Annotated in this window: 29 protein-coding genes; 12 read left to right on the forward strand and 17 right to left on the reverse strand. The window is 60.1% G+C overall.

Going from position 1 to position 26998, the window contains the following annotated elements; translation table 11 throughout:
* Positions 1–51 precede the first annotated feature (51 nt).
* Positions 52–483: a winged helix-turn-helix transcriptional regulator gene (locus ACQZ63_RS02990; protein WP_013635666.1), complete on the forward strand. Its 432-nt coding sequence runs from the start codon at positions 52–54 to the stop codon at positions 481–483.
* Between the two features lie 9 nt (positions 484–492).
* On the opposite strand, the gene ACQZ63_RS02995 is transcribed toward ACQZ63_RS02990, so the two are convergent.
* Positions 493–885, reverse strand: a complete 393-nt coding sequence (locus ACQZ63_RS02995; RefSeq protein WP_003511926.1) for a hypothetical protein — start codon at positions 883–885, stop codon at positions 493–495.
* Between the two features lie 311 nt (positions 886–1196).
* On the opposite strand from ACQZ63_RS02995, the gene ACQZ63_RS03000 reads away from it, so the two are divergent.
* The gene (locus tag ACQZ63_RS03000) at positions 1197–2759 is read left to right on the forward strand and encodes a helicase HerA-like C-terminal domain-containing protein (protein ID WP_019564138.1); all 1563 of its coding nucleotides are present in this window, start codon (positions 1197–1199) and stop codon (positions 2757–2759) included.
* Between the two features lie 60 nt (positions 2760–2819).
* Here ACQZ63_RS03000 and ACQZ63_RS03005 read toward each other — a convergent pair whose 3' ends face one another.
* A complete protein-coding gene (locus ACQZ63_RS03005) occupies positions 2820–3170 on the reverse strand; it encodes an Atu4866 domain-containing protein (protein ID WP_162763632.1) in 351 nt (116 codons plus the stop codon).
* A gap of 14 nt (positions 3171–3184) precedes the next feature.
* Positions 3185–3907: an SDR family oxidoreductase gene (locus ACQZ63_RS03010; RefSeq protein ID WP_065658170.1), complete on the reverse strand. Its 723-nt coding sequence runs from the start codon at positions 3905–3907 to the stop codon at positions 3185–3187.
* 122 nt (positions 3908–4029) lie between these two features.
* Here ACQZ63_RS03010 and ACQZ63_RS03015 point away from each other — a divergent pair, with 122 nt between their 5' ends.
* A complete protein-coding gene (locus tag ACQZ63_RS03015) occupies positions 4030–4926 on the forward strand; it encodes a LysR family transcriptional regulator (RefSeq protein ID WP_113555935.1) in 897 nt (298 codons plus the stop codon).
* Positions 4927–4972: 46 nt separating this feature from the next.
* On the opposite strand, the gene ACQZ63_RS03020 is transcribed toward ACQZ63_RS03015, so the two are convergent.
* The 3 genes from ACQZ63_RS03020 to ACQZ63_RS03030 all read right to left on the reverse strand — a co-directional run bounded on the left by ACQZ63_RS03020 (position 4973) and on the right by ACQZ63_RS03030 (position 7099).
* Positions 4973–5755 carry a VOC family protein gene (locus tag ACQZ63_RS03020; protein ID WP_025592729.1) on the reverse strand — a complete coding sequence of 261 codons (783 nt, stop codon included), beginning with the start codon at positions 5753–5755 and terminating at the stop codon, positions 4973–4975.
* Positions 5756–5855: 100 nt separating this feature from the next.
* Positions 5856–6344 carry a DUF1579 domain-containing protein gene (locus ACQZ63_RS03025; protein ID WP_003511919.1) on the reverse strand — a complete coding sequence of 163 codons (489 nt, stop codon included), beginning with the start codon at positions 6342–6344 and terminating at the stop codon, positions 5856–5858.
* Positions 6345–6370: 26 nt separating this feature from the next.
* Positions 6371–7099: a DUF899 domain-containing protein gene (locus ACQZ63_RS03030; protein ID WP_025592728.1), complete on the reverse strand. Its 729-nt coding sequence runs from the start codon at positions 7097–7099 to the stop codon at positions 6371–6373.
* A 150-nt stretch (positions 7100–7249) separates the two neighbouring features.
* Between ACQZ63_RS03030 and ACQZ63_RS03035 the strand changes: the two genes are divergently transcribed.
* The 4 genes from ACQZ63_RS03035 to ACQZ63_RS03050 all read left to right on the forward strand — a co-directional run bounded on the left by ACQZ63_RS03035 (position 7250) and on the right by ACQZ63_RS03050 (position 10107).
* Positions 7250–7696 carry a MarR family winged helix-turn-helix transcriptional regulator gene (locus ACQZ63_RS03035; protein ID WP_013635660.1) on the forward strand — a complete coding sequence of 149 codons (447 nt, stop codon included), beginning with the start codon at positions 7250–7252 and terminating at the stop codon, positions 7694–7696.
* Positions 7697–7796: 100 nt separating this feature from the next.
* Positions 7797–8219 carry a YciI family protein gene (locus ACQZ63_RS03040; protein WP_111783340.1) on the forward strand — a complete coding sequence of 141 codons (423 nt, stop codon included), beginning with the start codon at positions 7797–7799 and terminating at the stop codon, positions 8217–8219.
* 25 nt (positions 8220–8244) lie between these two features.
* Positions 8245–8433, forward strand: coding sequence for a hypothetical protein (locus ACQZ63_RS03045; RefSeq protein ID WP_111783250.1), 189 nt, complete (start codon positions 8245–8247; stop codon positions 8431–8433).
* Between the two features lie 159 nt (positions 8434–8592).
* On the forward strand, positions 8593–10107 hold the full coding sequence (locus tag ACQZ63_RS03050) for an ABC-F family ATP-binding cassette domain-containing protein (RefSeq protein WP_113555936.1): 1515 nt from the start codon (positions 8593–8595) through the stop codon (positions 10105–10107).
* A 42-nt stretch (positions 10108–10149) separates the two neighbouring features.
* On the opposite strand, the gene ACQZ63_RS03055 is transcribed toward ACQZ63_RS03050, so the two are convergent.
* From ACQZ63_RS03055 to ACQZ63_RS03065, 3 genes are all read right to left on the reverse strand, one after another.
* Complete coding sequence (locus ACQZ63_RS03055; RefSeq protein WP_065661265.1) at positions 10150–10911, reverse strand: RES family NAD+ phosphorylase; 762 nt, start codon at positions 10909–10911, stop codon at positions 10150–10152.
* On the reverse strand, positions 10871–11254 hold the full coding sequence (locus ACQZ63_RS03060) for an MbcA/ParS/Xre antitoxin family protein (RefSeq protein ID WP_003511907.1): 384 nt from the start codon (positions 11252–11254) through the stop codon (positions 10871–10873). Before ACQZ63_RS03060 ends, ACQZ63_RS03055 begins: the two co-directional genes overlap by 41 nt.
* 96 nt (positions 11255–11350) lie before the next feature.
* Positions 11351–11773: an organic hydroperoxide resistance protein gene (locus tag ACQZ63_RS03065; protein WP_006312234.1), complete on the reverse strand. Its 423-nt coding sequence runs from the start codon at positions 11771–11773 to the stop codon at positions 11351–11353.
* 193 nt (positions 11774–11966) lie between these two features.
* On the opposite strand from ACQZ63_RS03065, the gene ACQZ63_RS03070 reads away from it, so the two are divergent.
* Positions 11967–12425 carry a MarR family transcriptional regulator gene (locus ACQZ63_RS03070; RefSeq protein WP_113555937.1) on the forward strand — a complete coding sequence of 153 codons (459 nt, stop codon included), beginning with the start codon at positions 11967–11969 and terminating at the stop codon, positions 12423–12425.
* A 54-nt stretch (positions 12426–12479) separates the two neighbouring features.
* Here the strand turns inward: ACQZ63_RS03070 and ACQZ63_RS03075 are convergent, their stop codons facing one another.
* Together ACQZ63_RS03075 and ACQZ63_RS03080 are read right to left on the reverse strand one after the other, a co-directional pair.
* Positions 12480–13205: a L,D-transpeptidase gene (locus ACQZ63_RS03075; protein WP_013635657.1), complete on the reverse strand. Its 726-nt coding sequence runs from the start codon at positions 13203–13205 to the stop codon at positions 12480–12482.
* Between the two features lie 159 nt (positions 13206–13364).
* Positions 13365–14273: a L,D-transpeptidase gene (locus tag ACQZ63_RS03080; RefSeq protein WP_113555938.1), complete on the reverse strand. Its 909-nt coding sequence runs from the start codon at positions 14271–14273 to the stop codon at positions 13365–13367.
* Between the two features lie 167 nt (positions 14274–14440).
* Here ACQZ63_RS03080 and ACQZ63_RS03085 point away from each other — a divergent pair, with 167 nt between their 5' ends.
* The gene (locus tag ACQZ63_RS03085) at positions 14441–17161 is read left to right on the forward strand and encodes a heavy metal translocating P-type ATPase (RefSeq protein WP_448799082.1); all 2721 of its coding nucleotides are present in this window, start codon (positions 14441–14443) and stop codon (positions 17159–17161) included.
* A gap of 45 nt (positions 17162–17206) precedes the next feature.
* Here ACQZ63_RS03085 and ACQZ63_RS03090 read toward each other — a convergent pair whose 3' ends face one another.
* The 4 genes from ACQZ63_RS03090 to ACQZ63_RS03105 all read right to left on the reverse strand — a co-directional run bounded on the left by ACQZ63_RS03090 (position 17207) and on the right by ACQZ63_RS03105 (position 22835).
* Positions 17207–18172 (reverse strand): alpha/beta hydrolase family protein, encoded by a 966-nt coding sequence (locus ACQZ63_RS03090; RefSeq protein WP_113555940.1) that lies wholly within the window; start codon positions 18170–18172, stop codon positions 17207–17209.
* Positions 18173–18432: 260 nt separating this feature from the next.
* Complete coding sequence (locus ACQZ63_RS03095; RefSeq protein ID WP_113555941.1) at positions 18433–20058, reverse strand: cisplatin damage response ATP-dependent DNA ligase; 1626 nt, start codon at positions 20056–20058, stop codon at positions 18433–18435.
* Position 20059: 1 nt separating this feature from the next.
* Complete coding sequence (locus tag ACQZ63_RS03100) at positions 20060–21076, reverse strand: ligase-associated DNA damage response exonuclease (RefSeq protein ID WP_038490174.1); 1017 nt, start codon at positions 21074–21076, stop codon at positions 20060–20062.
* Between the two features lie 226 nt (positions 21077–21302).
* On the reverse strand, positions 21303–22835 hold the full coding sequence (locus ACQZ63_RS03105; RefSeq protein ID WP_019564151.1) for an MDR family MFS transporter: 1533 nt from the start codon (positions 22833–22835) through the stop codon (positions 21303–21305).
* Between the two features lie 141 nt (positions 22836–22976).
* Here ACQZ63_RS03105 and ACQZ63_RS03110 point away from each other — a divergent pair, with 141 nt between their 5' ends.
* Together ACQZ63_RS03110 and ACQZ63_RS03115 are read left to right on the forward strand one after the other, a co-directional pair.
* On the forward strand, positions 22977–23492 hold the full coding sequence (locus tag ACQZ63_RS03110; protein ID WP_003511890.1) for a MarR family winged helix-turn-helix transcriptional regulator: 516 nt from the start codon (positions 22977–22979) through the stop codon (positions 23490–23492).
* A gap of 81 nt (positions 23493–23573) precedes the next feature.
* A complete protein-coding gene (locus ACQZ63_RS03115) occupies positions 23574–24233 on the forward strand; it encodes a glutathione S-transferase family protein (RefSeq protein ID WP_113555942.1) in 660 nt (219 codons plus the stop codon).
* A gap of 99 nt (positions 24234–24332) precedes the next feature.
* On the opposite strand, the gene ACQZ63_RS03120 is transcribed toward ACQZ63_RS03115, so the two are convergent.
* Together ACQZ63_RS03120 and ACQZ63_RS03125 are read right to left on the reverse strand one after the other, a co-directional pair.
* The gene (locus ACQZ63_RS03120) at positions 24333–24953 is read right to left on the reverse strand and encodes a glutathione S-transferase family protein (RefSeq protein ID WP_111789400.1); all 621 of its coding nucleotides are present in this window, start codon (positions 24951–24953) and stop codon (positions 24333–24335) included.
* A gap of 225 nt (positions 24954–25178) precedes the next feature.
* Entirely contained in the window at positions 25179–26171 is a 993-nt protein-coding gene (locus ACQZ63_RS03125; protein WP_111789401.1) for an asparaginase, read from the reverse strand.
* A 73-nt stretch (positions 26172–26244) separates the two neighbouring features.
* On the opposite strand from ACQZ63_RS03125, the gene ACQZ63_RS03130 reads away from it, so the two are divergent.
* Positions 26245–26997: a DUF3750 domain-containing protein gene (locus ACQZ63_RS03130; protein WP_003511884.1), complete on the forward strand. Its 753-nt coding sequence runs from the start codon at positions 26245–26247 to the stop codon at positions 26995–26997.
* The last annotated feature ends 1 nt before the right edge of the window (position 26998 follow it).

Genomic DNA, 26998 nt, shown 5'->3' on the forward strand with positions numbered 1-26998 from the left:
TTCGTAAGTAGGCACCCAAAAGAATTATACTTACCCAAAGGAGAGTGTGAGATGAAACGGTATGCCGCCGATCCCATGATCGAGAACAGGCGCAAGTCTCCGCCGCCCACGGAAACCGATCCGGTCATCGAGGCGCTGGTTGAGGATATCATCGCGAAAGTGGCGGACAAATGGACGATGCTGATCCTTGAGGTGCTGGAAGAGCATGGCACGCTTCGCTTTACGCAGATCGGCAGGCTGGTTGGCACCATCAGCCAGAAGATGCTGACGAAAACGCTGAGGCAGATGGAAAGCGACGGACTGGTGCGCCGCACCGTGCACCCCGTCATTCCACCGCATGTGGATTATGGCCTCACGTCTCTCGGAGAGACCCTTGGCAGCGCCTTTTGCGGCGTGTGGATATGGGCGGAAACCCACCATGCGGAAATAGAAGAGGCGCGGCGCCGGTTCAATGAACAGCCGCCGCGCCCCGCTATCGAATAAAATGTCGCCTTACGCGAACTGGCTGAGGCCCGGAACCGAAGCGATCACCTGATCGACAGTCTCATCGCCCGCGTGCTGGCGAGCAACGGCGATGGTTTCCTTGGCGAGCGTGGTGATTTCGCTCATGCCGATGCCCTGGCTCATCAGTTGCTGGCCGAGACCCATGATGCCGCCGCCGCCGATCGCGCTCATCAATCCGCCCAGCAGACCGCCGCCACCAGCGCCCTCGCCATTATACTGTGCCACGAGATCGCTGGCACCCGGAATGGCTTCGATCATGCGGGCGATCGGACCATCTGCCGCCTCGCGCTGGAGAAAACCCAGAATCATGCCAACAGCCTTTTCGGCCAGCGCAGGGTCTATGCCCGCCTTTGCGGCGATCTGGTCAACGACTTCGTTCATTCTTGCCTCCTGTTGAAAAACGACGCCAACACCGAATAACTGACGTTAACGTCAACGTAAAACAATCTCATGCCGCATTCAAGCGGGCGGCAGGCGGGTGCGGCAACTTTCATGAAGCGGTTTTTCTTCATCGCCATCAAGCAGTTGTTGCGCCTTGAAACTGTCCTTATAAGATCATCACAACCATACTATGAAAAGGCCGCTTTGGCAGTAGCGGCCAGAGGGTGCCGTAAAAGTTCAATTCGGACATGACCATCTTCAAATCGATCGCGATTTAAGGGGCATGCATCAGTCGCAGGAGAAAATGGTCGATGTTGCAGGACGGACAGATCTATATCGGGACCAGCCGCAATCCGGACGACAGCCTGAACAAGGGTGAATATCTGGAGCTGAAATTCGGCAACCGCCACGGCCTGATCACCGGCGCAACGGGCACGGGCAAGACCGTGACCCTGCAGGTTCTTGCCGAAGGTTTCTCGCAAGCCGGCGTTCCCGTTTTCTGCGCCGATATCAAGGGCGACCTTTCCGGCATCGCCGCGCAGGGCGAAACCAAGGACTGGGTGCAGAAACGTGCCGAACAGATCGGTTTCACAGATTTTTCCTATGGCAAATCGCCAGTGATCTTCTGGGATCTCTACGGTGAAAAAGGCCATCGCGTGCGCGCCACCATTGCCGAAATGGGCCCGCTGCTGCTGGCGCGACTGATGGATGCTTCGGAAGCCCAGGAAGGCGTGCTCAACATTGCCTTCAAGATCGCCGATCAGGGCGGGTTGCCGCTGCTCGATCTCAAAGACCTGCAATCGCTGCTGAACTACATGGGCGAGAATGCAAGTGCGCTGTCCAGCCAGTTCGGCCTGATTTCCAAGACCTCTGTCGGTTCGCTGCAACGCGGGCTGCTGGTTCTCGAACAGCAGGGTGCCGCAAACTTCTTCGGCGAGCCGGCGCTGAATATTGCCGACATCATGCGCGTCGGCACGGACGGGCGTGGCACGGTTTCCGTTCTCGCCGCCGACAAGCTGATGATGAACCCGCGCCTTTACGCCACCTTCCTGTTGTGGATGCTCTCCGAACTCTTCGAGGAACTGCCGGAAGTGGGCGACCCGGAAAAGCCGCGTCTGGTGTTCTTTTTCGATGAGGCACATCTGCTGTTTAACGATGCGCCAAGGGTGCTCGTCGAGCGCGTGGAGCAGGTGGTGCGGCTTATCCGCTCCAAGGGTGTGGGCGTCTACTTCGTGACGCAGAACCCGCTGGACGTGCCGGAAACCGTTCTTGCCCAGCTGGGCAACCGCGTGCAGCATGCGCTTCGCGCCTATACGCCGCGCGAGCAGAAAGCTGTGCGCACCGCAGCCGATACGTTCCGCCAGAACCCCGCCTTCAACACAGCCGACATCATCACCACGCTCGGTACGGGCGAGGCTCTGATTTCGACCCTGCATGACAAGGGCGCGCCCTCCATCGTCGAGCGCACCCTTGTGCGGCCGCCCTCGGGCCGCGTCGGGCCGCTCACCGATGCCGAGCGCAAATTGCTGATGGATACCGGCCCGCTTGCCGGTCAATACGACAGGGATGTGGACCGGGAATCGGCCTTTGAAATCCTCAACGCACGCGCCCAGAAGGCTGCGGAAGCCGAAGCCGCCAAGCGCGCGGAAGAGGAAAATGCCTCCAGCCAGTCCGACAGTGCCTCGGGACGCTGGCGCCTGCCCGGTTTCGGCGACGAGGAACCCACAAAGGCCTCCACCACCGGCACCCGCAAGACGAGCGGTTATCAGCGCGAAACCGTGATCGAGGCAGCAATGAAAAGTGCCGCCCGCTCGGTTGCCACATCCGTGGGCCGCGCCATCGTGCGCGGCATACTGGGAAGCCTGAAGCGTTAAAACAAATAAGCCGCCCGGCCTCGATCGGCCGGGCGGTTTTTATCCTGTTAGCGTGACGGTTCACGGCTCGCGATAGAAAATCATGCCGCCGTGGTAGAGCACATCGTCGATGAACTCGCCATCGGCGGTAAAGCCGGTATCATCCCAATAGTCGATATGGTTGCCCCTCACCTCGTAACGCCCCTGATAGGCGCTTTTGCGTTGGCCGCGCGCCTCGTCGTAGCGGCCATCAGGCAAAAGCTCCTGACGGATATGGCCGTCGCCGGTGACCCACATGCCGATATAGGGGTGGCTTTCGGTCTCGGCCATCTTGTCCATATTCCCTTTCACGGCACGATTCTCCTGATGGTGGCCGGTATCGGCGGCGGCCGTTGCGAGTACAAGGGCAAGCGATGTCGAAACAATCTTCATTGGCCCGATCCTCCCTATGCGGCGGTCGGGCGGACGACGATTTCATTGACGTCCACGTCGTCGGGTTGTTCGATGGCATAGCGGACTGCGCGGCCAATGGCGTCCGGCTTCAATGCTATGGCCCGGTAGCTTTGCATCAACTCCGCGGCGGCCGGATCGGTGATGGTGTCGGCAAGTTCGCTTTCCACCACGCCGGGATGAATGCAGGTGACACGCAGGTCGCGGTTTTCCTGTCGCAGCCCGTCCGAAATCGCCCGCACCGCAAATTTCGTCGCGCAGTAAACGGCAGCCGTGGGCGAAACGGCGAGCGCACCGATGGAGGCGATGTTGACGATGTGGCCGGATGCGCGGGCGGTCATCTCAGGCAGAACGGCGGCGACGCCATAAAGCACGCCCTTGATGTTGACGTCGATCATGCGGTCCCATTCATCGACCTTGAGGGACGACATCAACGATAGCGGCATGATGCCGGCATTGTTGACGATAACGTCGATCCGTCCGAACGCCTTGCGTCCCGCCTCGGCAAAATCCTCGACACTCTGCCTTTCCGTGACGTTAAGGGGATGCACGACAACCTCAGCGCCCGTTTGGCGCAGTTCGTCGGCCAAAGCCTGCAAACGGTCCATGCGGCGCGCACCCAGAACCAGTTTCGCGCCTGCAGCGGCAAGTTCTCTGGCGATACCCTCACCTATCCCGCTCGACGCACCTGTTATGAGAATAACTTTGTTCAATGTCATGGCTTTCTCCTTGGCTTTACGGCTCGCTTTTTCGAGAGGAGGCCGTTGCAGGAAAGATAAAGCTTTGCCATTGTCGTGATAATTACCTCAATGATAACCTCCATGGATAGATTTACTAACCAATGAATGTTGATCTCAACGCGCTTTCCACCTTCTGCATGGTTGCCGAGGAACGCAATTTTCGGGCTACGGCGGACAGGCTCGGCGTAACACGGTCAGCCGTCAGCCAGACCATCCGCAGGCTTGAAGAAACGATGGGGATAGCGCTCGTTCAGCGCACAACGCGCAGCGTCAGCCTGACGGAAGCGGGGCAACAGCTTTACGCCGATGTTTCGCCATCTATCGGCAACCTCATGCAAGCGACACAGGCCGCCTCTTCCCTGAGTGGAATGCCTCGGGGGCAATTGCGGCTTGCCGTTTCCTCGATAGCGGAGCGCTTCTTGTCCGGGCCATTGCTGGCGCGCTTTGCTGAAATCCATCCGGAAGTGCAACTCGATATTGTCGTGACGGACGAGGAATTCGATATCGTCGCCCAACACTACGATGCCGGCGTGCGTCTGGGGGAGCTGATCGCGCAGGATATGATTGCCGTTCCGGTTTCCGGGCCGCAGCGGCAGCTCGCCGTCTGTTCCCCGCAATATCGAGATCGCGTCACCTTGCCGACGCAGCCGCGCGAACTGATCCATCACAAATGTATCGGCTGGCGCCCTCGTCCGGACGTGGCGCCATATCGGTGGGAATTTGCCGAAAATGGACGGGAATTCGCGGTCGCTGTCCAGCCGGACTTCACCACCAACGACATGCAGTTGATGATAAAGCTGGCCTGTGCCGGCGCCGGAATCACATTCGGCATGGAAGAGACCTTCCGTCCCTACCTGGAGAGCGGCCAGCTTGTTTCCATGCTGGAGGACCATTCTCCGACTTTTGCGGGATTTTATCTCTATTATCCCAATCGACGTCATCTTGCGCCGAAGCTCCGCGCCTTTATCGATCACGTTCGGCTACCGAGAAACCGGTAATCTGCCGGAGTAGCCTCCGGCAGATCGGTATATCAGCCCAGAAGGGTTACTTCTTCTGCGACAGCAGCGAGAAGAAAGCGCCCTGCGGGTCCTGGCAATTGACGATCCAGCTCTCGCCGGGAACCTCCATCGGGCCGTTGACGACCTTGCCGCCACCGGTGCTGACCCGGGTGATGGCGTCATCGATGCCGTCGACGTTGAAATAATAACCCCAATAACAGGTGGGCGCACCCGCCATGCATTTCATCATGCCGCCGACGACCTTGCCGTTATGGGCGAAGATGCGATACGGGCCCATTTCTGCGCCCATGTCAAAATCATGGTCCTTGGTCCAGCCGAAGACCTCACCGTAAAAGGCTATGGCGTCGTCGACATTGTTGGTGGCAAGTTCGTACCAGCCGACGTGACCCGGCAGGTTCTGCGTCTCCTGCGGAAAACCGCCGGTTTCCATCGGCAGCGGCGTCATGATGCACAGAACTGCACCGGAAGGATCAGCCACCACGGCGAAACGGCCGATCTCCGGGATATCCTGCGGCGGACGCCTGACCGAACCGCCCTTTTCCGCGAAAAGTTTTGCCGTGGCGTCCACATCGTCAACGCCGACATAACCGGTCCAGTTGGGAGGAATGCCCTGGCCCTTGTGTTCTTCGGTCAGTTCCATGATGCCGCCCATGCCTTTGCCATCGGCTTCCAGCACCAGATAGGGCATTTCCGGCGAACCGAAATCCTTGGTCTGCCAGCCGGCGACATGACCATAAAAGCGGGCCCCCTGCTCCATGTCAGGCGTCATCAGTTCAACCCATATGAATTTTCCGTGTGTATCGGACATTGAATCTCTCCGGGGTTATGGCGTCATTTTTCTGGCGATCGGCCGCCGCAGGACGCGGCAGCGCATTATTCGGCGTGATCGGGCAAATTCCGGCGGGGCGTCATGCCTTACGCTGGAACTCCGATGTCATGAAGGTCTTGAAACTGCCATCCGGCTGCCGGACGCTGCCGGAAAAGCTGCGGTTATTGTCGTCGTGCAGCACCAGCACGTCGCGATAGGTATCGATGCGGCCGGAACCGTCAAAGGCCGGTCCTTCCGCTTCGAGTGTCAGGGTCTTGCCGTCGTCTTCCAGCCAGCCCTTGTAGACCCAGAGATTGGTCATCATCGACCCCACCCAGGTGCCGACGAAATGGCCCTTGGCAGGGTCGAAACCCACGGTGATGACAGCCGTCATCTCCGTCCCGTCAGGCATCTTTCCGGTGCCGTGCCCGATGATCCACAGCCCGCCGATGGAGCTGACGGTTTCGGTGAACCGCTGGGCGGGGTCATCGGGATCGTATCCCTCATGCCCGGAACTGGCGGTCATGACCCAGTCGCCGACGATCCTGCCCAGGAACGCGTGTTCCTTCTGCGGCTTGGCATTTTCCATTGTCGTCTCCTCCTCCTCGTCCTATTTCAGTGGCAGCAAGACGCGGCCTTGGGCTCGTCCTCGTACTGGTCGTGCCGGCGCACCCAATCCATTACACCGTCTTCATTACGGCCTTTTGGCACCAGATCGAGCAGCATCAATGTACCGAGCGTCTCTTCCATGCCGCGGGCATAGGCGGAATAGCTATGGTAGATCCTGCCGTCCTCGCCCTTGGCGAAAATGCTGACGCCGTGCAGGTCCTTCAGGTCGCCCATCGGCTCGATCTCACGGTAATTGTAGGTGATCGCCCCGCTCTCGATATCCTCATCACGGAAGGAGGCCTGATAATCATAGTTGAAGTCGCTGCCGTTGGCCGAGACCCAAGGGAATTTCCAGCCCATGCGTTTTTTATAGGCCTCGATCTTTTCGAGCGGTGCGCGCGAGACCGCAACGAAACCCGCATCGCCGTGCTTCAGGTGAACCATCGCACCATCGACATGGTCGGCGAAAAAGGAACAGCCGGTGCAGCCCTCCTCCCAGTCGGGTGCCAGCATGAAGTGGTATACGATGAGCTGGCTGCAATTGCCGAAGAGTTCCTTCAGCGATTTCGGGCCGGACGGCGCGTCGAAAATATAATCTTTCGTCACCTCTTCCCATGGCAATGCGCGGCGCGCCTCGTTCAGCCTGTCGCGCGCGCGGGTCAATTCCTTTTCCTTCACCAGCAGATCGCGGCGGGCCGCAAGCCACTCCTCATTAGAAACGACGGGATGAGACATGATCTTTCCTCCTTGGATCCGTCTTTCACCACGGCACCGCTCCGCCTCCATGGTGGGCGCCGCCTGTGTCTGCATTGAAAGCCAGGAAAACCGTCAGCAAGGCTACAGGTTCCGCTTGACTAATTACGTTGATATCAACATATATAGTCCATGTCAAACGCCAGCGTGATTCCTTTTTCGGCAACTCTTTTAGTGCGGGACTCCTGTCTTTGCCTGCATGCGCAACGTGCAGCGCGGGCGCTGGCGCGGCTGTTCGATAACGCATTGAAGCCCGTGGGCATCAACAACGGCCAATTTTCCCTGCTGATGTCGCTCAACCGGCCGGAGCCGCCGCCGATGGGGCCGGTCGCCAATCTTCTGGCGATGGACCGCACGACGCTGACGGCAGCGCTGAAGCCACTGGAGCGGCGTGGGCTGGTCAGTATCGAGCAAGACCCAAAGGACAAGCGCGGCAAGCGGCTGCGGCTTACGGTGGAAGGCATGGCCGTACTCACCGCCGCCTTCCCTATCTGGCAACAGACCCACGCCGAAATCGAGGCCCGCATCGGCAGCGGCGACCCCGACCGGCTGCGCCGCGACCTCATTGATCTCGGCTGACGGGAAAGCGGCATATTGCCACTTTTATCCGTGAAAATGTCATCTACCCGTCGTGCCGGGCGGCGAAACTAACGAGGAAGACGCAACAAGGGAGGAAACCATGCGTGTTATCGTTTTCGTAAAGGCCACTCGCAGCAGCGAGGATGGCATAATGCCGACCACCGAACTGATGGAAGCCATGGGCAAGTTCAACGAGGAACTGGTCAATGCCGGCATCATGCTTTCCGGTGATGGCCTCCACCCCTCCTCCAAAGGCAAGAGAGTTGTTTTCGATGGTGACAGCCGCAGCGTGATCGACGGCCCCTTCCCGCACACCAACGAGCTGGTTGCCGGCTTCTGGCTCTGGAAGGTGAAGGACATGGATGAGGCCGTGGAGTGGGTGAAGCGTTGCCCCAACCCGATGCTGGAGCGCAGCGAGATCGAAATCCGCCCGATGTTCGAAATGGAGGATTTCGGCGACGCGGTGACACCTGAAATCGCCGAACATGTGGAAAAACTGCGCGAGCGCGTGGCAAAACACTAAGGGCGCCGCGCTGGAGGGCTGGAGAATGCGGGTCGCCGTATTCTCCGGCACCACCCTCCTCTTCAAAAGCCATTGCCTCGAACCCCTGCCGCTGTTAATTGTTGGACTGTTGAACACGTATCAAGAAAGGAGGCTTCGCATGGATATTTCCTGCTTCTGGCGCAACCGCCAGATCTGCCACCTTTTTGCCCTGCAGACGCGTTTGCAGGGCTGACCGGAACACCAAAACTCTGGTTTGCCCGAAAGGCCGCGCAGAATGCAGCTTGTCTGCCGTTGCGCATGTTTTCACGACGGATCACCTCGAACCGATATCCCGTACTGCATTGTCGCAGACCACGGTTCGTCACAGATCCGTTTTGCCAGAGACAATTTCATGACCCTTATCACGCTTCGAAACCTCGGAATCATTCTGGGAAAGCCGCTTTTTTCCAATCTTGGCCTCACCGTGAATGCCGGAGACCGCATCGGCATCGTCGCCGCGAATGGCCACGGCAAATCCACCCTGCTGAATTGCCTTGCCGGTGAACTGGACGCTACCAGCGGTGATATCACCCGGCTGCGCGGGCTGACGCAGTCCATCGTCCACCAGCACCTGCCCTCCCCGCTTCTGGAAAAGACGATGCGGGACGCCGTACTTTCCGCGCTGCCGACGGATGAGATCGACAATGAGAGCTGGCGCGCCGACATTATTTTTGATGCCATGCTGGTGCCGGAACCCTATCGTCATCGCCATTTGAAAGAGCTGAGCGGTGGCTGGCAGCGACTTGCCATGCTGGCGCGGGCGTGGATCACCGAGCCTGACGTTCTCCTGCTCGATGAGCCGACCAACCATCTCGACCTCGAGAAAATCAACGTGCTGGAAAGCTGGCTCGGTCAATTGCCGCGCGAGACGGCGGTCGTCATCGTCAGCCATGACCGCGCCTTTCTCGACAATGTCACGAAGACCACGCTGTTCCTGCGGCCGGAAAATTCGGCACTGTTCCGGCTACCTTACGGCCATGCGCGCACGGCACTCGAAGAGGAGGATGCCGCCGATGAGCGGCGTTTCCAGCGCGACATGAAAACCGCGCAGCAATTGCGCCGGCAGGCCGCGAAGCTCAACAATATCGGCATCAATTCGGGCAGCGATCTTCTGACCGTCAAGACCAAGCAATTGCGCCAGCGTGCCGAGAAACTGGAGGAGAATGCGCGCCCAGCACATAGCGAGCGCTCCGCTGGCAAGATCCAGCTCGCCAATCGCGGTACCCATGCCAAGGTTCTGGTCACTCTGGAGGATGTGCCGGTCTCGACGCCGGACGGGACATTGCTGTTTCGCACCGGCCGGCAATTTGTCCACCAGGGCGACCGCATCGTCATTCTCGGCCGCAACGGCGTCGGCAAGACGCGGCTGATCTCGCTTCTGAAAGCGGCGGTGATGGATGAAGGCCAAATACAGGACGGCATAAAGACCACGCCTTCGCTGGTGGCCGGATATGTCGATCAGTCGCTTGCCGAAATCGACGACGACAGCACGCCATTTGCGCTCATGACCCGCCGATTCGACATTGGCGACCAGCGCATACACGGCCTGCTTGCGGGTGCCGGTATCGACATGGAAATGCAGAAACGTCGGATCGCAACGCTTTCCGGCGGCCAAAAGGCGCGGCTCGCCATGCTGGCGCTGCGGTTGGCGGAACCGAATTTCTACCTGCTGGACGAGCCCACCAACCATCTTGATATAGATGGGCAGGAAGCGCTTGAGGCGGAAATCATCAACCGTTCGGCCAGTTGCGTCTTCGTCTCGCATGACAGGAGTTTCGTGCGGGCGGTCGGAACACGTTTCTGGCTGATCGACAAGCGCAGGCTGGTGGAAGTCGATGATCCCGAAGCGTTTTTCACGTCGGCATGAGGCCCGTCAAACGGGCTGAGAGTAAAACAAGCGAAACGCCCGTCAGCCCAACAGGCTGGCGAGGCGTGGATCACCGGAAAAATCCGCGACCGCAAACCCTGTTCTGCGCATCGGAAATTCGCACAGTGCCTGCACCCCGGTCTTCGACAGGCGGATGCGCCAGCTCATCCGTTCCACCGGCATTTTTTCGGCAAAGGCTTTCGGCGACAGCACCGCGATATTGAGGCCGCCTGCGGGATCGCGCACCGAGCGGTATAGGATCGCCTCGATCTTCGCCAGACGCGCCTGCTCGGCCAGTGCCTGGCATGGCTCGTAATTCTGCAGGTCGGTCCACAGCGCCTCGTCCCGGTTCAATTCCGGTTGCGTCAGGTCCAGCGCCGCATCGGTGGCGATACGGGCAGCAAAGGCGGAATAGTCCGCGGGATTGGCAGGCAGCGGTGTGCCGGGAGATTCCGCATAAAACAGCAGCCGGTAGAAGGCCATTTCTGCAAGCGCGGTTTCCACCTTGGCTGCGGCATAATAAACGCCTTCGGTAAAGCCAGCCCGGCGGAAACGCGAGCCATATGGATAGGCCGCGCCATACCGGAAGGGCGTGGCAAGAAGATAATCGAGCCCGGCGCATTCCGGCGGAAATGGCCGCTTGCTCGCCTCCAGAATATCTTCCAGCAGCGATTGCTCCTCCACCGTATCCACCAGCTTCATGGTGGAAACCTGATGCTGCGCTTCCACCAGCCGCCAGTATTTTCCCGATGCGGCGCGCTTTTCAGACAGGAGCGCGTCGGGCGTCCAGATAGGAGAGGACATCGATCAATCCGGTAATGGTGGTGAGCCTCTCGGCAGGCACGGCGTTGAGCGCCGTATTGTGATTGCGCAGCCAGTTTTTGGCTACCGCCTCGTCGCCGCCGGCGATTGCATCCAGCGAACGGAAAACCCGGATCAGCAGCACCGCAAGCTCGAAAGACTTGGCGCCCGGCTCCAGCAGGAAATCGAGCCGCTTCATGCGCGACACCGTAGGGGCGGAAACACCGAGAATATCCGCGGTGCGGGCGGCATTAAGGCCCAGCCGCTCGGCAGCGGTCATAACGGCCTTGGTTACGACCCTGCCCTGCGAAGCAGGATCCATGGCAGTCTTGGCGTGAATATTCATGGCATAAATCCTTTCCTTAGAAAGAATATAGCACTTTTCTTTCCACAAACAAGAAGGCCGGGGATTAACCCGGCCTTGCTGCTGGAACTTGCTGGATCAGGCCACAGAGACCGGCACTTCCGTGGAGGTGCGCATGGCGTGGCTGTAAGGGCACACGATGTGAGCGGCGGCTACCAGTTCTTCTGCCTTTTCGCGCTCAAGACCGGGAATGTTGACCTTCAGCGACACTTCGATGCCGAAGCCGGTGCCGTCTTCGCGCGGCCCGATGCCAACGGTTGCCGTCACAGTCGTGTCTTCAGGAATCTTTACCTTGTGCTTGCCGGCGACAGCCTTCAAGGCGCCGAGGAAGCAGGCGGAATAACCGGCTGCGAAAAGCTGCTCCGGATTGGTGCCGCGGGCGCCATCGCCGCCGAGTTCCTTCGGAACGGTCAGCGTTACGTCGAGCACGCCGTCTTCCGACTTGGCGTTGCCGGCGCGGCCACCGGTGGCGGATGCTTTGGTCGTGTAGAGAATAGGCATGGCATTTACTCCCGTTGGGTTGGTGTTAGGTTTCTTATAATGCACAATTCAATTGTGCGCAATATAATTTTGCACATTGAATAAAAAATTGTTTTTTGCGATAATTTCACGAAATTTCGCCGCGCATCCATGTGGCAGGAACCGAAAGGCAGGGCTGATTGTTCCCTTCCAGGTTGATTTTTGGAGCAGAACAATGGGCGCACAGAGCGACGACACCAATTTGGAAAGCCTGCTGAGGCTGGACCAGCAGATATGCTTTGCCCTTTACGGCGCGGCGCACGCTTTCACCCGCGCCTATAAGCCGCTGCTGGACCCGATCGGCCTGACCTATCCGCAATATCTGGTCATGATGGCCCTGTGGGAAAAGGAAACCTCCACCGTCAAGGCGCTCGGTGAAATGCTGGGCCTCGATTCGGGCACGCTTTCGCCGTTGCTGAAAAGGCTGGAACATGCCGGGCTGATCACCCGCAAACGCGGAACTGTTGACGAGCGGCAGGTGCTGGTGGCCGTAACGCCCAAGGGCGCCGATCTCAAAAAGGAGGGCGTGAAGATCATGGCGGCAATCGGCGACGCCACGGGCTGCGGGCTGGAGGAACTGGTGCAGCTGCGCGACCAGGTTAATGCGCTGAAGGAAAATATCGCCCGGCCGTGATCCCGAAAAAACAAAGGCGGCACAAGGCCGCCTTTTTATTCGAACAGGCTTGGCTTACTGCCAAACAACCACACGCGCCTTCTGCGGCACGCGGTCGTAGAGGTCGATGACGTCCTGGTTCATCAGGCGTACGCAGCCGGAAGAGACGGCCTTGCCGATGGAGTTCCATTCCGGCGATCCATGGAGGCGGTAAAGCGTGTCCTTGCCGTTCTGGAAGATATAGAGCGCGCGGGCACCGAGCGGGTTTTTCAGGCCCGGTGGCATGCCGCCGTTCTTGGAAGAATATTTGACCAGTTCCGGCTGGCGGGCGACCATTTCGTCCGGCGGGGTCCATTTCGGCCATTTCTGGCGCCACTGGATGACGCCTTCGCCGGACCAGGCGAAACCATCACGGCCGATGCCGACGCCGTAACGCATGGCGCTGCCGCCCTGCTCCACGACATAGAGGAAACGCGAGCGCGTATCCACGACGACGGTGCCGGGGCGTTCGCCGGTCGGATCGACGACGCGCTGACGATAATAACGCCGGTCGATCTTCTGATAGGGAACCGCGGGAATGACGTAACCGCCATCCTCGACCGAACCGTACATGACGGCCAGTTCCGCATCGCTAACGCCCGACGAGAACATCTGGCGGAAATCGCTGCCGATGCTGCTCGCCTGCTGGCGAATGGCTTCACCCGTGCCGGAAGAAGCGCAGCCCGCCAGCAACGAAGCGGAGGAAATACCCAGAAGGGAAAGGAAAGTGCGTCTGGAAAGATCTGTGTCGGTGCTTGTCATAAGGCCGGATTGTCCCACATTTCGAACGGCTATATCGCCGTTGTACATCGTTTGTTCCACGTACACAGGCGTATTGCGAAAATAGTTAACCGACCGCTAAAAGCCAGTCAGAAGGCGCTGGGGGAACCCCACGATGCAGCGCTTTCTTTTAGAAAGTGGTCAGATAACCACAATCTGTGCGCCCTTCGGTACGCGCTCGTAGAGGTCGATCACATCCTGATTGAGCATGCGCACGCAGCCGGACGAAGTTGCCTTGCCGACGGACTGCCAGTCGGGCGTTCCGTGCACGCGGTAAAGCGTGTCCTTGCTGTCCTTGAAAATATAAAGGGCACGCGCGCCGAGCGGGTTGTTGAGACCCGGCGTCATGCCGCCATTGGCGGCGGAAATGGAGGTGAGTTCCGGCTGGCGCCTGACCATTTCGTCGGGCGGCGTCCAGCGCGGCCATTTCGCCTTCCACTGGATCTTGCCGCGACCCGACCAGGCGTAACCGTCGCGCCCGAGGCCAACGCCATACCGGATAGCCTTGCCGCCCGGCTGCACCAGATAGAGAAAATGCTGCTTCGTATCCACGACGATTGTACCCGGCGCTTCCGCCGTCTGGTAGCTTACCTCCTGGCGGAGATAACGCGGATCGATGCGACCATAGGGAATGGCCGGCAGGGACCGGTCGTCATCGCGGATCGGGCCATACATGACCCGGTGCAGCGGATTGGAGACCGGAAGGCCATAGGCCATCGCCTGACCTTGCGCCTGCGGCACATTCAATCCCTGCACCTGTGGCGCGCTCAGGCCCTGCCCGCGCACCGGCGGACCGTATTCCTGATGGAAGCGGGTTCTGAACAGATCCGGCGGGCGCGTGGAAAGCTGACCCGGCTGTGGTGGCAGTTCCGGCTGGCGATTGGAGCTTACGGAATTGAAATTGAACACCGGCGCCGTTTCCTGAACGAAGACGTCCGGGTTCATCCGGCTCGTATCCGTCACGAAAAGGCAGCCGCTCAGGAAAGGCAGCAGCGCAATAACCGCCAGCGAGGCCGCCCGGCGGCAGTTTTTCAATAGGAGTGCTGTCATCTGAACCGCTTCATGAAACCAAGTTTGAAGGCATGATGCATTGCGCGGCTGGCGCGAGGCTGGTGTGTGCCTTTCAAAAAAAATCGGAAAAGCGCATTTTTGCCCTTGAACCTCTAGTTGCTAGAGGTGCCAGATTGGCTGTCGAGTGGAATTCAGGAGCTAGAACCATGAATATTTCGACACGCGGCAGTTTGAACGGGGAATCAGGAGACCTGACCTTCACGGTCGGCGGCATGGATTGCGGCAGCTGTGCGGCGAAGATCGAAACGGCGCTCTCCCGCCTGCCCGGCGTTGCCGACGTCAAGGTCTCCGTTGCGCGCGAAAGGCTGAACCTTTCGCTGGCGGAAGACAAAACGTCGGTCGCAAAAATCGAGGATACGCTGCGCAAACTTGGCTTCGAGCCCGCTTTGCTGCCGCAGGACAAGGCTCCGCGCGAAAAGATTGCGGCGGAACATCACGATCATGGGCATGATCATGACCATTCATCGTGCGGTGGTCATCACCATGCGGAAGCAGCACCGAGCATCGAGCAGAAAAATGCCCTGACCTTCTCTGTCGGCGGCATGGATTGCGGCAGCTGCGCGGCCAAGATCGAAACGGCGCTCTCGCGTCTGCCCGGTGTTGCCGACGTCAAGGTATCCGTTGCGCGCGAAAGGCTGAACCTTTCTCTGGCAAACAACAAAACCCCGGTCGACAAGATCGAGGACACGCTGCGCAAGCTCGGCTTCAAGCCTGCCTTGCTGCCGCAGGAAAAAACCGCACTCGGCAAGGTCGAAGAACATAATCATGATCATGCGCACGACCATGACCATGGATCATGCGGCGGTCATCACGGCCATGATCACGATCACAAACATGATCATTCAGGCCACGACCATTCGAGCCATGACCACGCCGACCACGACCATTCAAGCTGCGGCGGCCACCATCATGACGATGCGAAGCACGCGCATAGCCACGGGAGCGTTGAAACCGTCGCGCAGAGCGCCGACATAGGCCACGCCCATGGCGCGGATGAAAAAGGCGTGTGGTGGCGCACGGCCAAGGCGCGCAACACCTTCACCGGCACCATTCTCGTGGCCGTTGCCTATGCTGCGGAGCTTGGCTTCCCGGCATGGGGCAGTTACGCCTTCATCGTCGCAACGCTGGTCACGCTGTTTCCCATTGCGCGCAACGCCTTCAACGCCGCGCGTTTCGGGGCAATCTTCACCATCGAGATGCTGATGACGATTGCCGCCATCGGCGCCATCATCATTGGCGAGGCGGAAGAAGCGGCGATCGTCGTGCTGCTGTTCTCCGTTGGCGAGTTGCTGGAAGGCTTTGCCGCCGCACGTGCCCGCTCGGGCATCAAGGCTCTCGGTTCCCTGCTGCCAAAAACGGCACTGGTGGAAGAAAACGGTACGCTTCGGCAGGTGGCCGCCGATAAGGTTCGCATCGGCCAGGTGGTCGTGGCGCGTCCGGGCGACCGCATTGCCGCCGATGGCGTGGTGATGGAAGGCGAATCCAGCGTCGACGAATCGCCGATGACCGGCGAGAGCATTCCGGTCGCCAAGGAAAAAGGCGCACGCGTCTTTGCGGGTTCGATCAACCATGACGGTTCGCTGCGCATTCGGGTCGACCGGGCGCCGGAAGACAACACCATTGCCCGCATCATCACGCTCGTTGAAGAAGCACAGGACGCCCGCGCCCCGACCGAGCGCTTTATCCAGAACTTCTCGCGTTATTACATGCCGCTGATCGTCGCGATTTCCGCACTTACCATCGTCGTGCCGCCGCTTGTGGGCCTTGGCGATTGGGACACCTGGATTTATCGCGGTCTCGCCCTGCTTCTGATCGGTTGCCCCTGCGCACTCGTCATTTCCGTTCCGGCTGCCATCGCCTCCAGCCTTTCGGCTGCGGCACGGCACGGTATGCTGGTGAAGGGCGGTGCGGTTATCGAGATGCTGGCAGGCACCGAAACCGTGGCCTTCGACAAGACCGGCACGCTGACGCTCGGCGAACCTGTCGTGACGGATGTGGTGGCTCTTGACGGCAACGATGCCGGGCTGATCGCGCAAGCCGCAACCATCGAGAACGAGTCCAGCCATCCGCTTGCCAGAGCCATCGTCAACCATGCCAACAAGGCAGGCGTAACTCCCCTGCCCGGCTCGGAGATCAAGGCGATTTCCGGTCGTGGCATGCAGGGCACCGTCGGCGGCAAGCGCCTGTTCATCGGCGCGCCGCGTTTTGCAACCGAAGTCGGGACCGTATCGACGGAACTTGCAGAGCGCATTTCCGCACTGGAAAGCGAAGGCAAGACCGTGGCTGTCGTCATGGCCGAGGGTGCGGCAAGCGGTCTCTTCGCCATGCGCGACGAACCGCGCAAGGATGCGGCAGAAGGCATCAAGGCATTGAAGGAGATGGGTATTTCCTCGCTTATGCTGTCTGGCGACAATGCCCGCACGGCAAAGGCAATCGGCAACAAGCTGGGACTTGAAGCGCGCGGCGAGCTCCTGCCGCAAAACAAGGTCGAGGAAATCCGCAAGCTTGCCCAGAAGAAAACCGTGGTGATGGTGGGCGACGGCATCAACGATGCGCCCGCCCTCGCGGCTGCAAGCGTCGGTGTCGCCATCGGCTCGGGCACGGATGTGGCGATGGAAGCGGCGGATGCAGCGCTGATGCGCAACAATGTCGGCGATGCTGCCCGCCTGATCGGCCTATCGCGCGCCACCATGCGCAATATCCACCAGAACGTAACGATCGCGCTCGGCCTGAAGGCGGTATTCCTGGTAACAACGGTTACCGGCCTCTCCGGCCTGTGGCTCGCTGTCTTCGCCGACACCGGCGCTACGGTTCTCGTCACCGCCAATGCCATGCGGCTGCTCGGCTACTTCAAGAAGAGCGCCTGACTTTACGAGAGGGCCGAAAGCTGCAAAGCGGTTTTCGGCCCTTTTTTATGCAAATTCGTTGAAAAAGCGGATGCTTTCCGTCACGGCGCCCGGCACCACGCCATTGTGTGTGCCGGGCAGCAGTTTTTTGTCGACCTTGAATCCCGAATACACGGCGCGGTCGACGAAAAGCTGGTGATCGGCGTCGAACGGGCGCTCCTCCGTGCCGCGCAGCAACAGCGCCGGGCATTTGAGGCTGGGACCGAAACAGACCGAAGAGCGCATGATGAATTCCCGCTCGTCGGTTTCGTCGAAACAGAGTTCGTCCGAATAGCGGTTGAAGTAACGCCATGAATTGACGCCCGCAGAAATCGGCGCGGCGGCACGGAATTTGCGGCTCATGGCGGCCAAGAGCGTCAGCGTGCCGCCATTGGAATGCCCGGCGATGAAGAAGCGTTTCCTGTCGATACCGGGCAGGCTTTCCAGATAGGCCGCCGCCGCCAGCGCATCCGCTGTTTCGTCGTAGAAACCGGAATAATTGCCGTTCTGGCCGTTTTCGCCCCGGAAGGACGGCAAAAGCACCACGAAACCCGCCTCCCAATAGGGCTTCATCATCGCCCAATGGCCGTCACCGGTGGCGTTGCCGCCGTGCAGGAAAAGCACCGCGGGTTTGAGTACCGTCGAGGGCTGATAATGGGAAAGCCAGGCCACAAGCTCGATGGAACCATCCGGCCCGCCACGATAGGTGACCCGTTCCGCGCCCGGCGGTGTGCCGAGCGGCGATGATTTTTCCGGAGCGGACATTTTGCGCAGCAAATGGGTATGGAACCGTTTGCGCGCCTCGCCGTAATCCTGCTTTTCCAGCGGCAGCACTTCGGGCGTGGGAATTCCCGCTTTCGCACCCGCGGGCAGAAGTGCCGCTGCTGACAGGCCCATGGCACCCACAAGCAGATTGCGCCGCGTCAGGCTCCTTAAGGTCGCGCCGCTTTCTTCCTGTCCGAATGCTGAGGAGAGAAAGCGTTTATCTGGCATATGCGCACCTGAGTGATCAAAACATTAGAAGCAGTTCAGCACTGCGGCGAGAGGCTGTCCAATCACGGATTCGCGAATGACAACAATGTATTCGCAGCCATCATGGCATTTTCTGGACAAAACATTCCCTTACTCCTGGGCTTGTTACAGGAATCCAGTCGACGCGCATCGGCGCGGCGGGAAGAGTCCCATCAGCCCAAGGACTTGGGCTGGCTGGATCCCTGTGACAAGCACAGGGATGAGGGAGACAGCGGAGACCCCTACCCATCAACGCCATCGATCATCGCCACAAGCGTCGCCAGGCGATCCGCCTCCGCCGGGAGTTTGTCGGCGCGAAGCCTCGCAATGCGTGGAAACCGCATGGCAACGCCGGATTTGTGGCGGTTGGAACGGTTGATGCCCTCGAAAGCCACCTCGAGCACGAAACCGAAATCCGGCGTGGCGCGCACCGCGCGCACGGGCCCGAAACGCTCGACGGTATTGTCGCGCACGAACTTGTCGAGCACTTCCAGCTCCGCATCGGTAAAACCGAAATAGGCCTTGCCAACCGGCACCAGCTGTTCACCATCCTCCCCTTCCGCCCATACGCCGAAGGTGAAATCGGAATAATAACTCGAGCGTTTGCCATGGCCGCGCTGCGCATACATCATGACAGCATCGATATTGTAGGGATCGCGTTTCCACTTGAACCACGGTCCTTTGGCCCGGCCGGCCTGATAGGCGCTGTCGCGGCGCTTGATCATCACGCCTTCGATCACCGGATCGGGCGGCGCGGCGCGAAGCGTATTCAGCTCGTCCCATGTTGAAAAACCGATGAGCGGAGACAGGTCGAAGCGGTCATGCGGGGCATGTTCGATGATATCCGACAGGCGGCCACGGCGTTCTATATACGTCTGCGCGCGAATGTCGCTCTCGCCATCGAACAGCAGGTCATAGGCGCGGATGAAGGCCGGATAGTCATCCTGCATCTTGGCCGTCACCGTCTTGCGATTCAGCCGTTGTTGAAGGTCGGAAAAGGTGCGCGTGAGATTGTTGGAGCGCGCCGTGCCGCCAATCAGCAATTCACCATCCATGACGCCTTCGAAATCGATGGCATCGAGCACGTCGGGAAATGCGCCGGAAATATCGTCGCCGGAGCGGGAGTAGAGTTTGCGCGTCTCGCCTGCGCGGGAAAGCTGCACACGGATGCCGTCCCATTTCCACTCGGCCGCATAATCGGCAGGGTCCAGACCATCGAGATCGCCGTCTGCAACCGGGGTGGCCAGCATTACCGAGTGAAAGATGGCGGGCGTTGCCAGAACCGGTCGCTCGGACTTGCCCTCCAGCCAGGCGAAAAGCGTCGTGTAAGGCGGCGTCAGACCGTGCCAGAGGGTTTCGATTTCGATGATGTCCTTATCCGCGAAATCCGCCAGTGCCTGCCGCGCCAGCCGCGCCGAAACGCCGATGCGAAGGCTGCCGGTTGCGAGTTTCAGGAAGGCGAAACGCGAGGAGGTATCGAGCCGGTCGAGCAGATCGCGCACCGCTCCGCGCACTTCGGTGCGGCCGAGCGAATTCATCAGCGTCACGACTTCGCCAAGACGGGGATCCTGCGCCTCGGAATCATCCAGACCGCCGATATTGCCCCAGACGAGCGAGATGGTCTCGGCCAGGTCGCCGACATAATCGTATGAATAGCGGAACAGCACCTCGTCCATGCGCTCCAGCACCAGCTCGCGCAGCATTGCGGGCTTGACGCTTTTGAGGTCCAGCGTGCCGGCAATCGCCGCCAGCCCGTACCCCCGGTCTGGGTCAGGCGTATCGCGGAAATAATCGGTCAAAAGCTTCAGCTTGCCGTTGCGCGATGGGGTGAGGACAAGTCGGTCGAGAAGGGTGGCGAAGGCTTTCATCTCAATCCCCCTCGTCTTCGTAACCGACAAGATGCAGCGGTTTGGCAGCAATGCCCTGCAATTCGCACCAGCGCACCAGCGCCTCCTCGCGACCATGCGTGACCCAGACGGCCTGCGGGCCAATTTCCTTGATGGTTTCCAGCAGTTCCGGCCAGTCGCAGTGGTCGGAGATGACCAAAGGCAGCTCCACGCCGCCCTGTTTCGCCCGCTGTCGGACCATCATCCAGCCGGACGCGAATGCGATCAGCGGCTCGTTGAAACGACGCGCCCAGCGCTCCTGAAATGCAGAGGGCGGGCCGACGACGATCGCGCCCTTGAAGATGGCGGGATCGCTTTTTTCAAGCGTCGCGGGGCGTAGATCACCTAGATCGATGCCCTGCGACACGTAATAATCGCAGAGCCGCGCCAGCGCGCCGTGGATATAGATGGGATCGGCATAACCATTGTCGCGCAGGAGCCTGATAACGCGCTGCGCTTTGCCGAGTGAATAAGCGCCGACCAGATGAGTGCGCTCGGGAAACTGCTTGATGGAGGTGAGCAGCTTGCCGATTTCCACCCGCGGCAGCGGGTGGTGAAACACCGGCAAGCCGAAGGTGGCCTCGGTGATGAAGACATCACACGGCACCGTTTCGAAGGGTGTACAGGTGGGATCGATACCGCGCTTGTAATCGCCGGAGGCAACGATGCGCATGCCATTCATTTCCACGGAGATCTGCGCCGAACCCAGCACATGGCCCGCCGGGTGGAAACCGACGGTCACGCCGTTTACCTCCACCGTCTCCCCGAATGCGACCGCCTGCTCGCTGCCACAGAAGTCCTCGCCGTAACGGATGCGCATGATATCGAGCGTCTGGCGTGTGGCCAGCACCGCCCCGTGGCCGGCGCGGGCGTGATCGGAATGGCCGTGGGTTATCAATGCACGCGCCACCGGCCGCACCGGGTCGATATAAAAATCGCCCGGCGGGCAATAAAGACCCTTGGGCGTGGAGTTCAGGAGCTGTTCCGGCTTCATATTCATTGAGATAGGGCCGCCCGCGCGAATTTAAAGTGCTGCGAGCATAACGCGGAACGGGCGTTAAATTTCCAGGGGTGCGGTTTTGTTTTCGCGCTCAGAGGTCACGGGCATATTGGAAAGGCCCGGAACCATCCCTCATCCTTGTGCTTCTCACAGGGATGAGGGAAGAGCTAGTTGCCGGAGGAAGGCACAGCTCGAGTTAACCGCGCCTTATAAGGACAGCCGCCCCCTACTCCCCCGCACTTTCCGCCGGCTTGGCCGCCTGTGCTGCGGCTGGCAACCGGACAGGTTTCAGCATCAGTGCTGCGGCAAGGCCGATGGCGGCGGTTGCGGCGGCTGCGAAGAACAGCGGCGTGAAGGCATCCGAATAGAGCGAGGCAACGGCGGCCTGGGATGCCGCGGGCAGTTCGGAGAGCATCTTCGGCGTCAATTCCTCAATCCGTCCGACACCCGGAATGGTCACGGCAACGCCCTTGAGGCTGGAGGTGACGATCGCGCCATAGACCGAGATGGCGATTGCTGCGCCGCCCATGCGGGTGAGCGTCACCGCGCCGCTTGCGGCACCGATATCGGCCTTCGGCGCGGAATTCTGCACGCCGATAATGGGTGCCTGCTGGCCGAGGCCGACGGCGAAACCCTGCGCCAGCATGAGAATCGCAATCAGCCAAAGCGGCGTTCCCGCATGCATCTGCGTGAAGAGCAGCATGGCGATGACATTGATAGTAAGCCCGGCCACCGAAAACGGTTTGTAGACGCCGGTGATCGAGATCAACCGCCCGGCCGACAGGGAACCCATGACGATGCCGCCGGTGACGGCGATGAAGAACAGGCCGGCATGGGATGGGGAAAGCCCGGTCGTGGTCTGCAGGAACAGCGCGTAATAATTGACCATGCCGATGCCAATGCCGCCGCTGGTCAATGAAACGATCATCAACAGCGGAAAGGTGCTGTCCTTAAAGAGCCTGAGCGGCACCACCGGCTCCGGCGCGCGACGTTCCACCTGCACCCAGAGGAAGGCGGCGATGACGGCGAAAGCGATGATACCGAGGCTGGGACCTGCAATAAGCGAACCGAACAATTCGCTGCTGTCGGCCCAGAAGACGACGCTTGCGATCGTCGCTGCCAGCAGGACGGCGCCGAGATAGTCGATCTTCGGCTGACGCGCGGGACGGCGGTAGGGCAGCAGGAAAATCAGGCCGGTGATGACGATAAGCCCGAGTGGCAGGTTGATGAGGAAGATCGACCGCCAGCCGAACAGATCGCTCATCGTGCCGCCGAGAATGGGCCCGACGCTGCCCGACGCCATGATGGTGAGGCTGGAATAGCTCTGGTAACGGGCTCTTTCACGCGGTTCGAACAGATCGGCATTGACGGAGAAGATCGAAACCATGATGCCGCCGCCGCCAAGGCCCTGAAGCACGCGGGCCGCGATCAGGCTATCCATTGACCAGGCCAGCCCGCAGGCGAGCGAGCCGAGCGTGAAGATGATCACCGCCGCGATCATCACGTATTTTCGCCCGAACAGGTCTCCGAGCTTGCCATAAACAGGCATGACCGCACTGGTCGCCAGAAGATAGGCCGAACCGATCCAGCCGAAACGCTCCAGCGCGCCGAACTCGCCGACGATGGTGGGCAGCGCTGTCGAGACGATCTGGTTGTCGAGGGTAGCCATGAACATGGCCAGCATCAGAAACAGGAAAACGATGAGCCTACGCCGGTGATCCGACACAAGCGGCGCCACGGGGGCAACGGACATATCCATGAAAAATCTCGTTGAGTTTCGGCAATTTTGCTGCGACAATTTGTGTGCTATTAGCATATATATGTCAATGGCAAGTTTTTGACATCCATGATATTGGCGCTAAATGTGATCGCAAATCGGGATTGAAAGGAACGGCTGAGCGTGTCGACTGAGGAAGACTGGAACGAGGATCTGCCCGAAGACATCAAGCGCATCGGCAATACGATGACGCGTATGCGCATCATGATCGGACGGCGCATCATCGGGCGCATGGCGCTTGCCAAGGTGGCTCCGGGTCTGGAACTCTCCCATATCGACGTTCTCGATATATTGCGCCGCGCGGACGGTGATGTCACCGTTGGTGCGATTGCCGAGGGCATGCGCATCGACCCCTCGCGCGGTAGCCGGGTAGTGGCGGATATGGTCGGGCGCGGCCTGTTGAAACGCGGCGTCTCGCAGGAAGATGCCCGCCGCAGCATCGTCGAGATCACACCACTTGGCACCAGTCTGCTTCAGGAAATGCGCCGTACAAAGATGAGCGTCATCCAGGACGTGATGGATGGATGGCCGGAGGAGGATGTCGAGACATTCGCGCGGCTTTTCGATCGGTTCATCGACCGTTTCGAGGCCCGGCTGTCACCGGATACGGACCTCCTGACGGATCAGAAAAAATCATAGTTGACCCTGACATCCACAACTTCACTTTAAAAGGACGAGACCTTAACGTGCCGCCATCGAAAAGGTAAAAGGGTGACTTCGATGTTGACGATCTATGGTGTCTACCGTTCCCGCGCCACGCGCACGCTCTGGCTTGCCGGGGAACTGGGCATGGAATTCAAGCACGTGCCTGTCGTGCAGGCCCGCCGCGTTGCCGATCCCCTGGCCGCAGACGCGCCGCTCAACACGCTGTCCCCCGCGTTTCTGGCCATCAATCCGATGGGCACCATCCCCTGCATCGAAGATGACGGCATGGTGCTTTATGAATCCATGGCCATCAACCTTTATCTCGTCCGCAAATATGGCGGACCGCTCGCACCGGTCGACCTGAAGGAAGATGCGGCGATGCTGCAATGGTCGTTCTTTGCCGCGACCGAAATCGAGACCAATTCGCTGAAGATTTCCTCCGCCATCGCCGAAGGGCTTTCGGAAAGCGATGCCGGCAAAGCGGTGATCGATGTCGCCGCGCGCCTCTTGAGGCGGCCCTTCCGGGTGCTGGAGCAACATCTTGCCAGCCACGATTATCTGGTAGGCGACCGTTTCACCGTCGCCGATCTCAACGTGGCGGAAATCGTCCGTTACGCGCAGGGCCACCAGCCGCTGATTGACGCCCATCCGGCGCTGAAAGCCTGGCTGGAGCGCTGCCAGGCCCGCACGGCATTCAAGTCCATGTGGGACAGCCGGGCCGCCGAGGCGGCGTGAACGAAGGCACTAGCTAGGGGATAGTTGGCAGACCTCTCTTCGCACTCGACGTCATCCTCGGGACAAGCACGAGGATGACGAAGCAAGCTTTTTAGCACATCACCCCTTCTCACCCGCCAGCGCCCGCTGCACGGCCGGGCGCTCGTCCATGCGTCTGAAGTGATCATGCACCTTCGGGAAGCGGGCGATATCCACGCCGTCGCTTTCCAGCCAGCCGGACATGACGAATAGATAGGGATCGGCGACCGAATAGGCGGTGCCCAAGACCCATGGGCCGTGCAGCATGCCGTGCTCGATCAGTTCGAAACAATCGGTCATGGTCTGCGGCACCTTCGCTTTCATATCCGCCAGGGAACTATCCTCGCTCGCCCAGCGGCTGCCGCGCCGGCCATGCGCATGGGCGACATGCACCGTGGAGGAAATGAAGGCGTTGAAGGCTTGCATCAGGGCGAATTCGAAGGGATCGTCGAGTGGGGCGAGTTTCTTCTCCGGAGCCATCTGCGCAATGAAGGCGAGGATGGCAGGCGTTTCCGTCAGCACCCCGCTTGCCGTTGCCAGCGCTGGCACGCGGCCTTTCGGGTTGATCTTCAGGAATGCCTCGGAGCGCTGCTCGCCCTCGGCGAAGTTGACGCGATGGGCCGTGTAAGGCAGGCCGGATTCCTCAAGCACGATATGGCTGGCGCGGGAGCAGGAACCGGGGGAGAAAAACAGTGTGAACATGGATATGCAACCTCCAGGGCAATGAGGGGCGCCTACCTCCTCGCGTGCAGACGCCAGCCCCTGCGGCGGCGATCTGGCAGACCATCACATGCAAGGGCAATCCATCATCCTGCCGGCAGCGGGCCGCGTCAAAGGTTATTTCTGACGCGCGTCGCGTTTAACCGAAGGCATACCGCGCGCCTTATTTTTTGTCTTAAGCCGCTGCGCAGTTTTACAGGAGATGCTCTAGAGGCCGACAACCCGGATATCGCCGACGTGGATGCCGTTCCAGTTGCGCATCTGCCGGTTTGCCATGGCAAGCAGCGCCTCGTTCTCGGCGCCATCGAAATATTTCGCCAGCATTGCGGCAATCATCGCTTCCGCCGCACGCGTCGTGCCGTCTTCGCATTTCACCGCCATGGCGATGCCCTTTTCCGGCAGTGCGGCCACGAACACGCCTTCTGCGCCGGTCTTGGCGAAAATCCTGCCCGGCGCGATCTGCATCAGCCTGGTGCAGGTGCGGCCAGTGCCCGCCACGTAAAAGGGTTCCGCCATGCAGGCGTCAAAGAGCCGGCGGGAGGCTTGCGCGCGCCCGGCCTCCAGCCCCCTGCCCGTCGCCATCTTGGCAAAACCATGCGCCAGACCCTTGAGCGGCACGGCATAAGTGGGGATCGAGCAGCCGTCCACGCCGCAATTGTCGTGGCCAAGCGTCGCACCCGTCAGGCTTTCCATCGTCGCGCGGATTTCCCGCTGCAGGGGGTGGTCGTAACCGACATAGCCCTCGGGGTCGGTGCCTGTGTGACAGCAGGCGCAGATGAAGCCGGAGTGCTTGCCGGAGCAGTTATTGTGAAGTGCCGTCGGCTTTTCCAGCGTGCGGGCCTGATGGATGATGGTCTTCTGGTCGGAAGACCAGTGCGCGCCGCATTCCAGCGTATCCACATCCCTGCCCGCCCTTGCGAGCATGGAGGCGGCGAGCGCCGCGTGTTCGTCCTCGCCGGAATGAGAAGAGCAGGCAAGCGCCAGTTCGCGATTGCCGAAGCCATAGGCATCCGCCGCGCCGCTTTCCACCAGCGGCAGCGCCTGCATGGCCTTGCAGGCAGAACGCGGGAAAACGCCACGCTCGACATCACCAGCTGAAAACACGACGCCACCATCGCCATCCACCACCACTGCAAGACCCTGGTGGCGGCTTTCGACCAGACTGCCCCTGAGGACTTCGACGGTAACGGAATTGTTCATTTTTGCGGCCTCAAAAAGTTCTGATTTTATGTCGTTGATAGCGCAATTGATTTTTCGATGCACGAGGCTATCAGTGAAATTTGCAAAACGTCTGCTGCTGGCGATTGCCATCATCTATCTGCTGCCAGCTCTGGCATCGGCGGGGTTGTGGGCCATGAGGGATCACCCGCAGGGCTGGCGTGACGCGCGCTGGTCTTCTTCCGGCACCCTGCCGCAAGCAGGTGCCGACCGGCAGGCGGCGGTTTACGTTTTTTCCGCCATGACCGGTGGCTTTAAAGGCTCCGTCGCCAGCCATGCCTGGATCGTGCTGAAAAAGCCGGGCGCGACGGCCTACGATCGCTACGACAAGGTGGGCTGGGGAATGCCGATACGCCACAATGGCTATCCGGCGGATGCCTATTGGTATTCCAACACGCCGCGTCAGGTGGTGGCCATTCATGGGGCGGCAGCGGAAAAACTGATCCCGAAGATCGAACAGGCGATTGCCGACTATCCCTATGGCAAACCGGGCGGCTATCGTATCTATCCCGGTCCCAACTCCAACACTTTCGTTGCCCATGTGCTGCGCAGCGTGCCGGAGCTCGGTGTGGTTCTGCCATCAGACGCGGTGGGCCGCGACTATCTGCCCAACGGCGCGTTTTACCACGTCGCCGACGACTGGAAGGATGCGAGCCTCTCGCTTGGCGGGTTGTTCGGTATTTCGGCCGGCGCACGCAGTGGCTTCGAGGTCAATTTCCTCGGCCTCGTCGCGGGTTTCGATTTCAGCCGGCCCGGTGTGAAGATACCGGGACTTGGCTATTTCGGAGTAGCGGGTATCCGCGCGTAAA

This window comes from Agrobacterium sp. CG160-95, assembly GCF_053521725.1.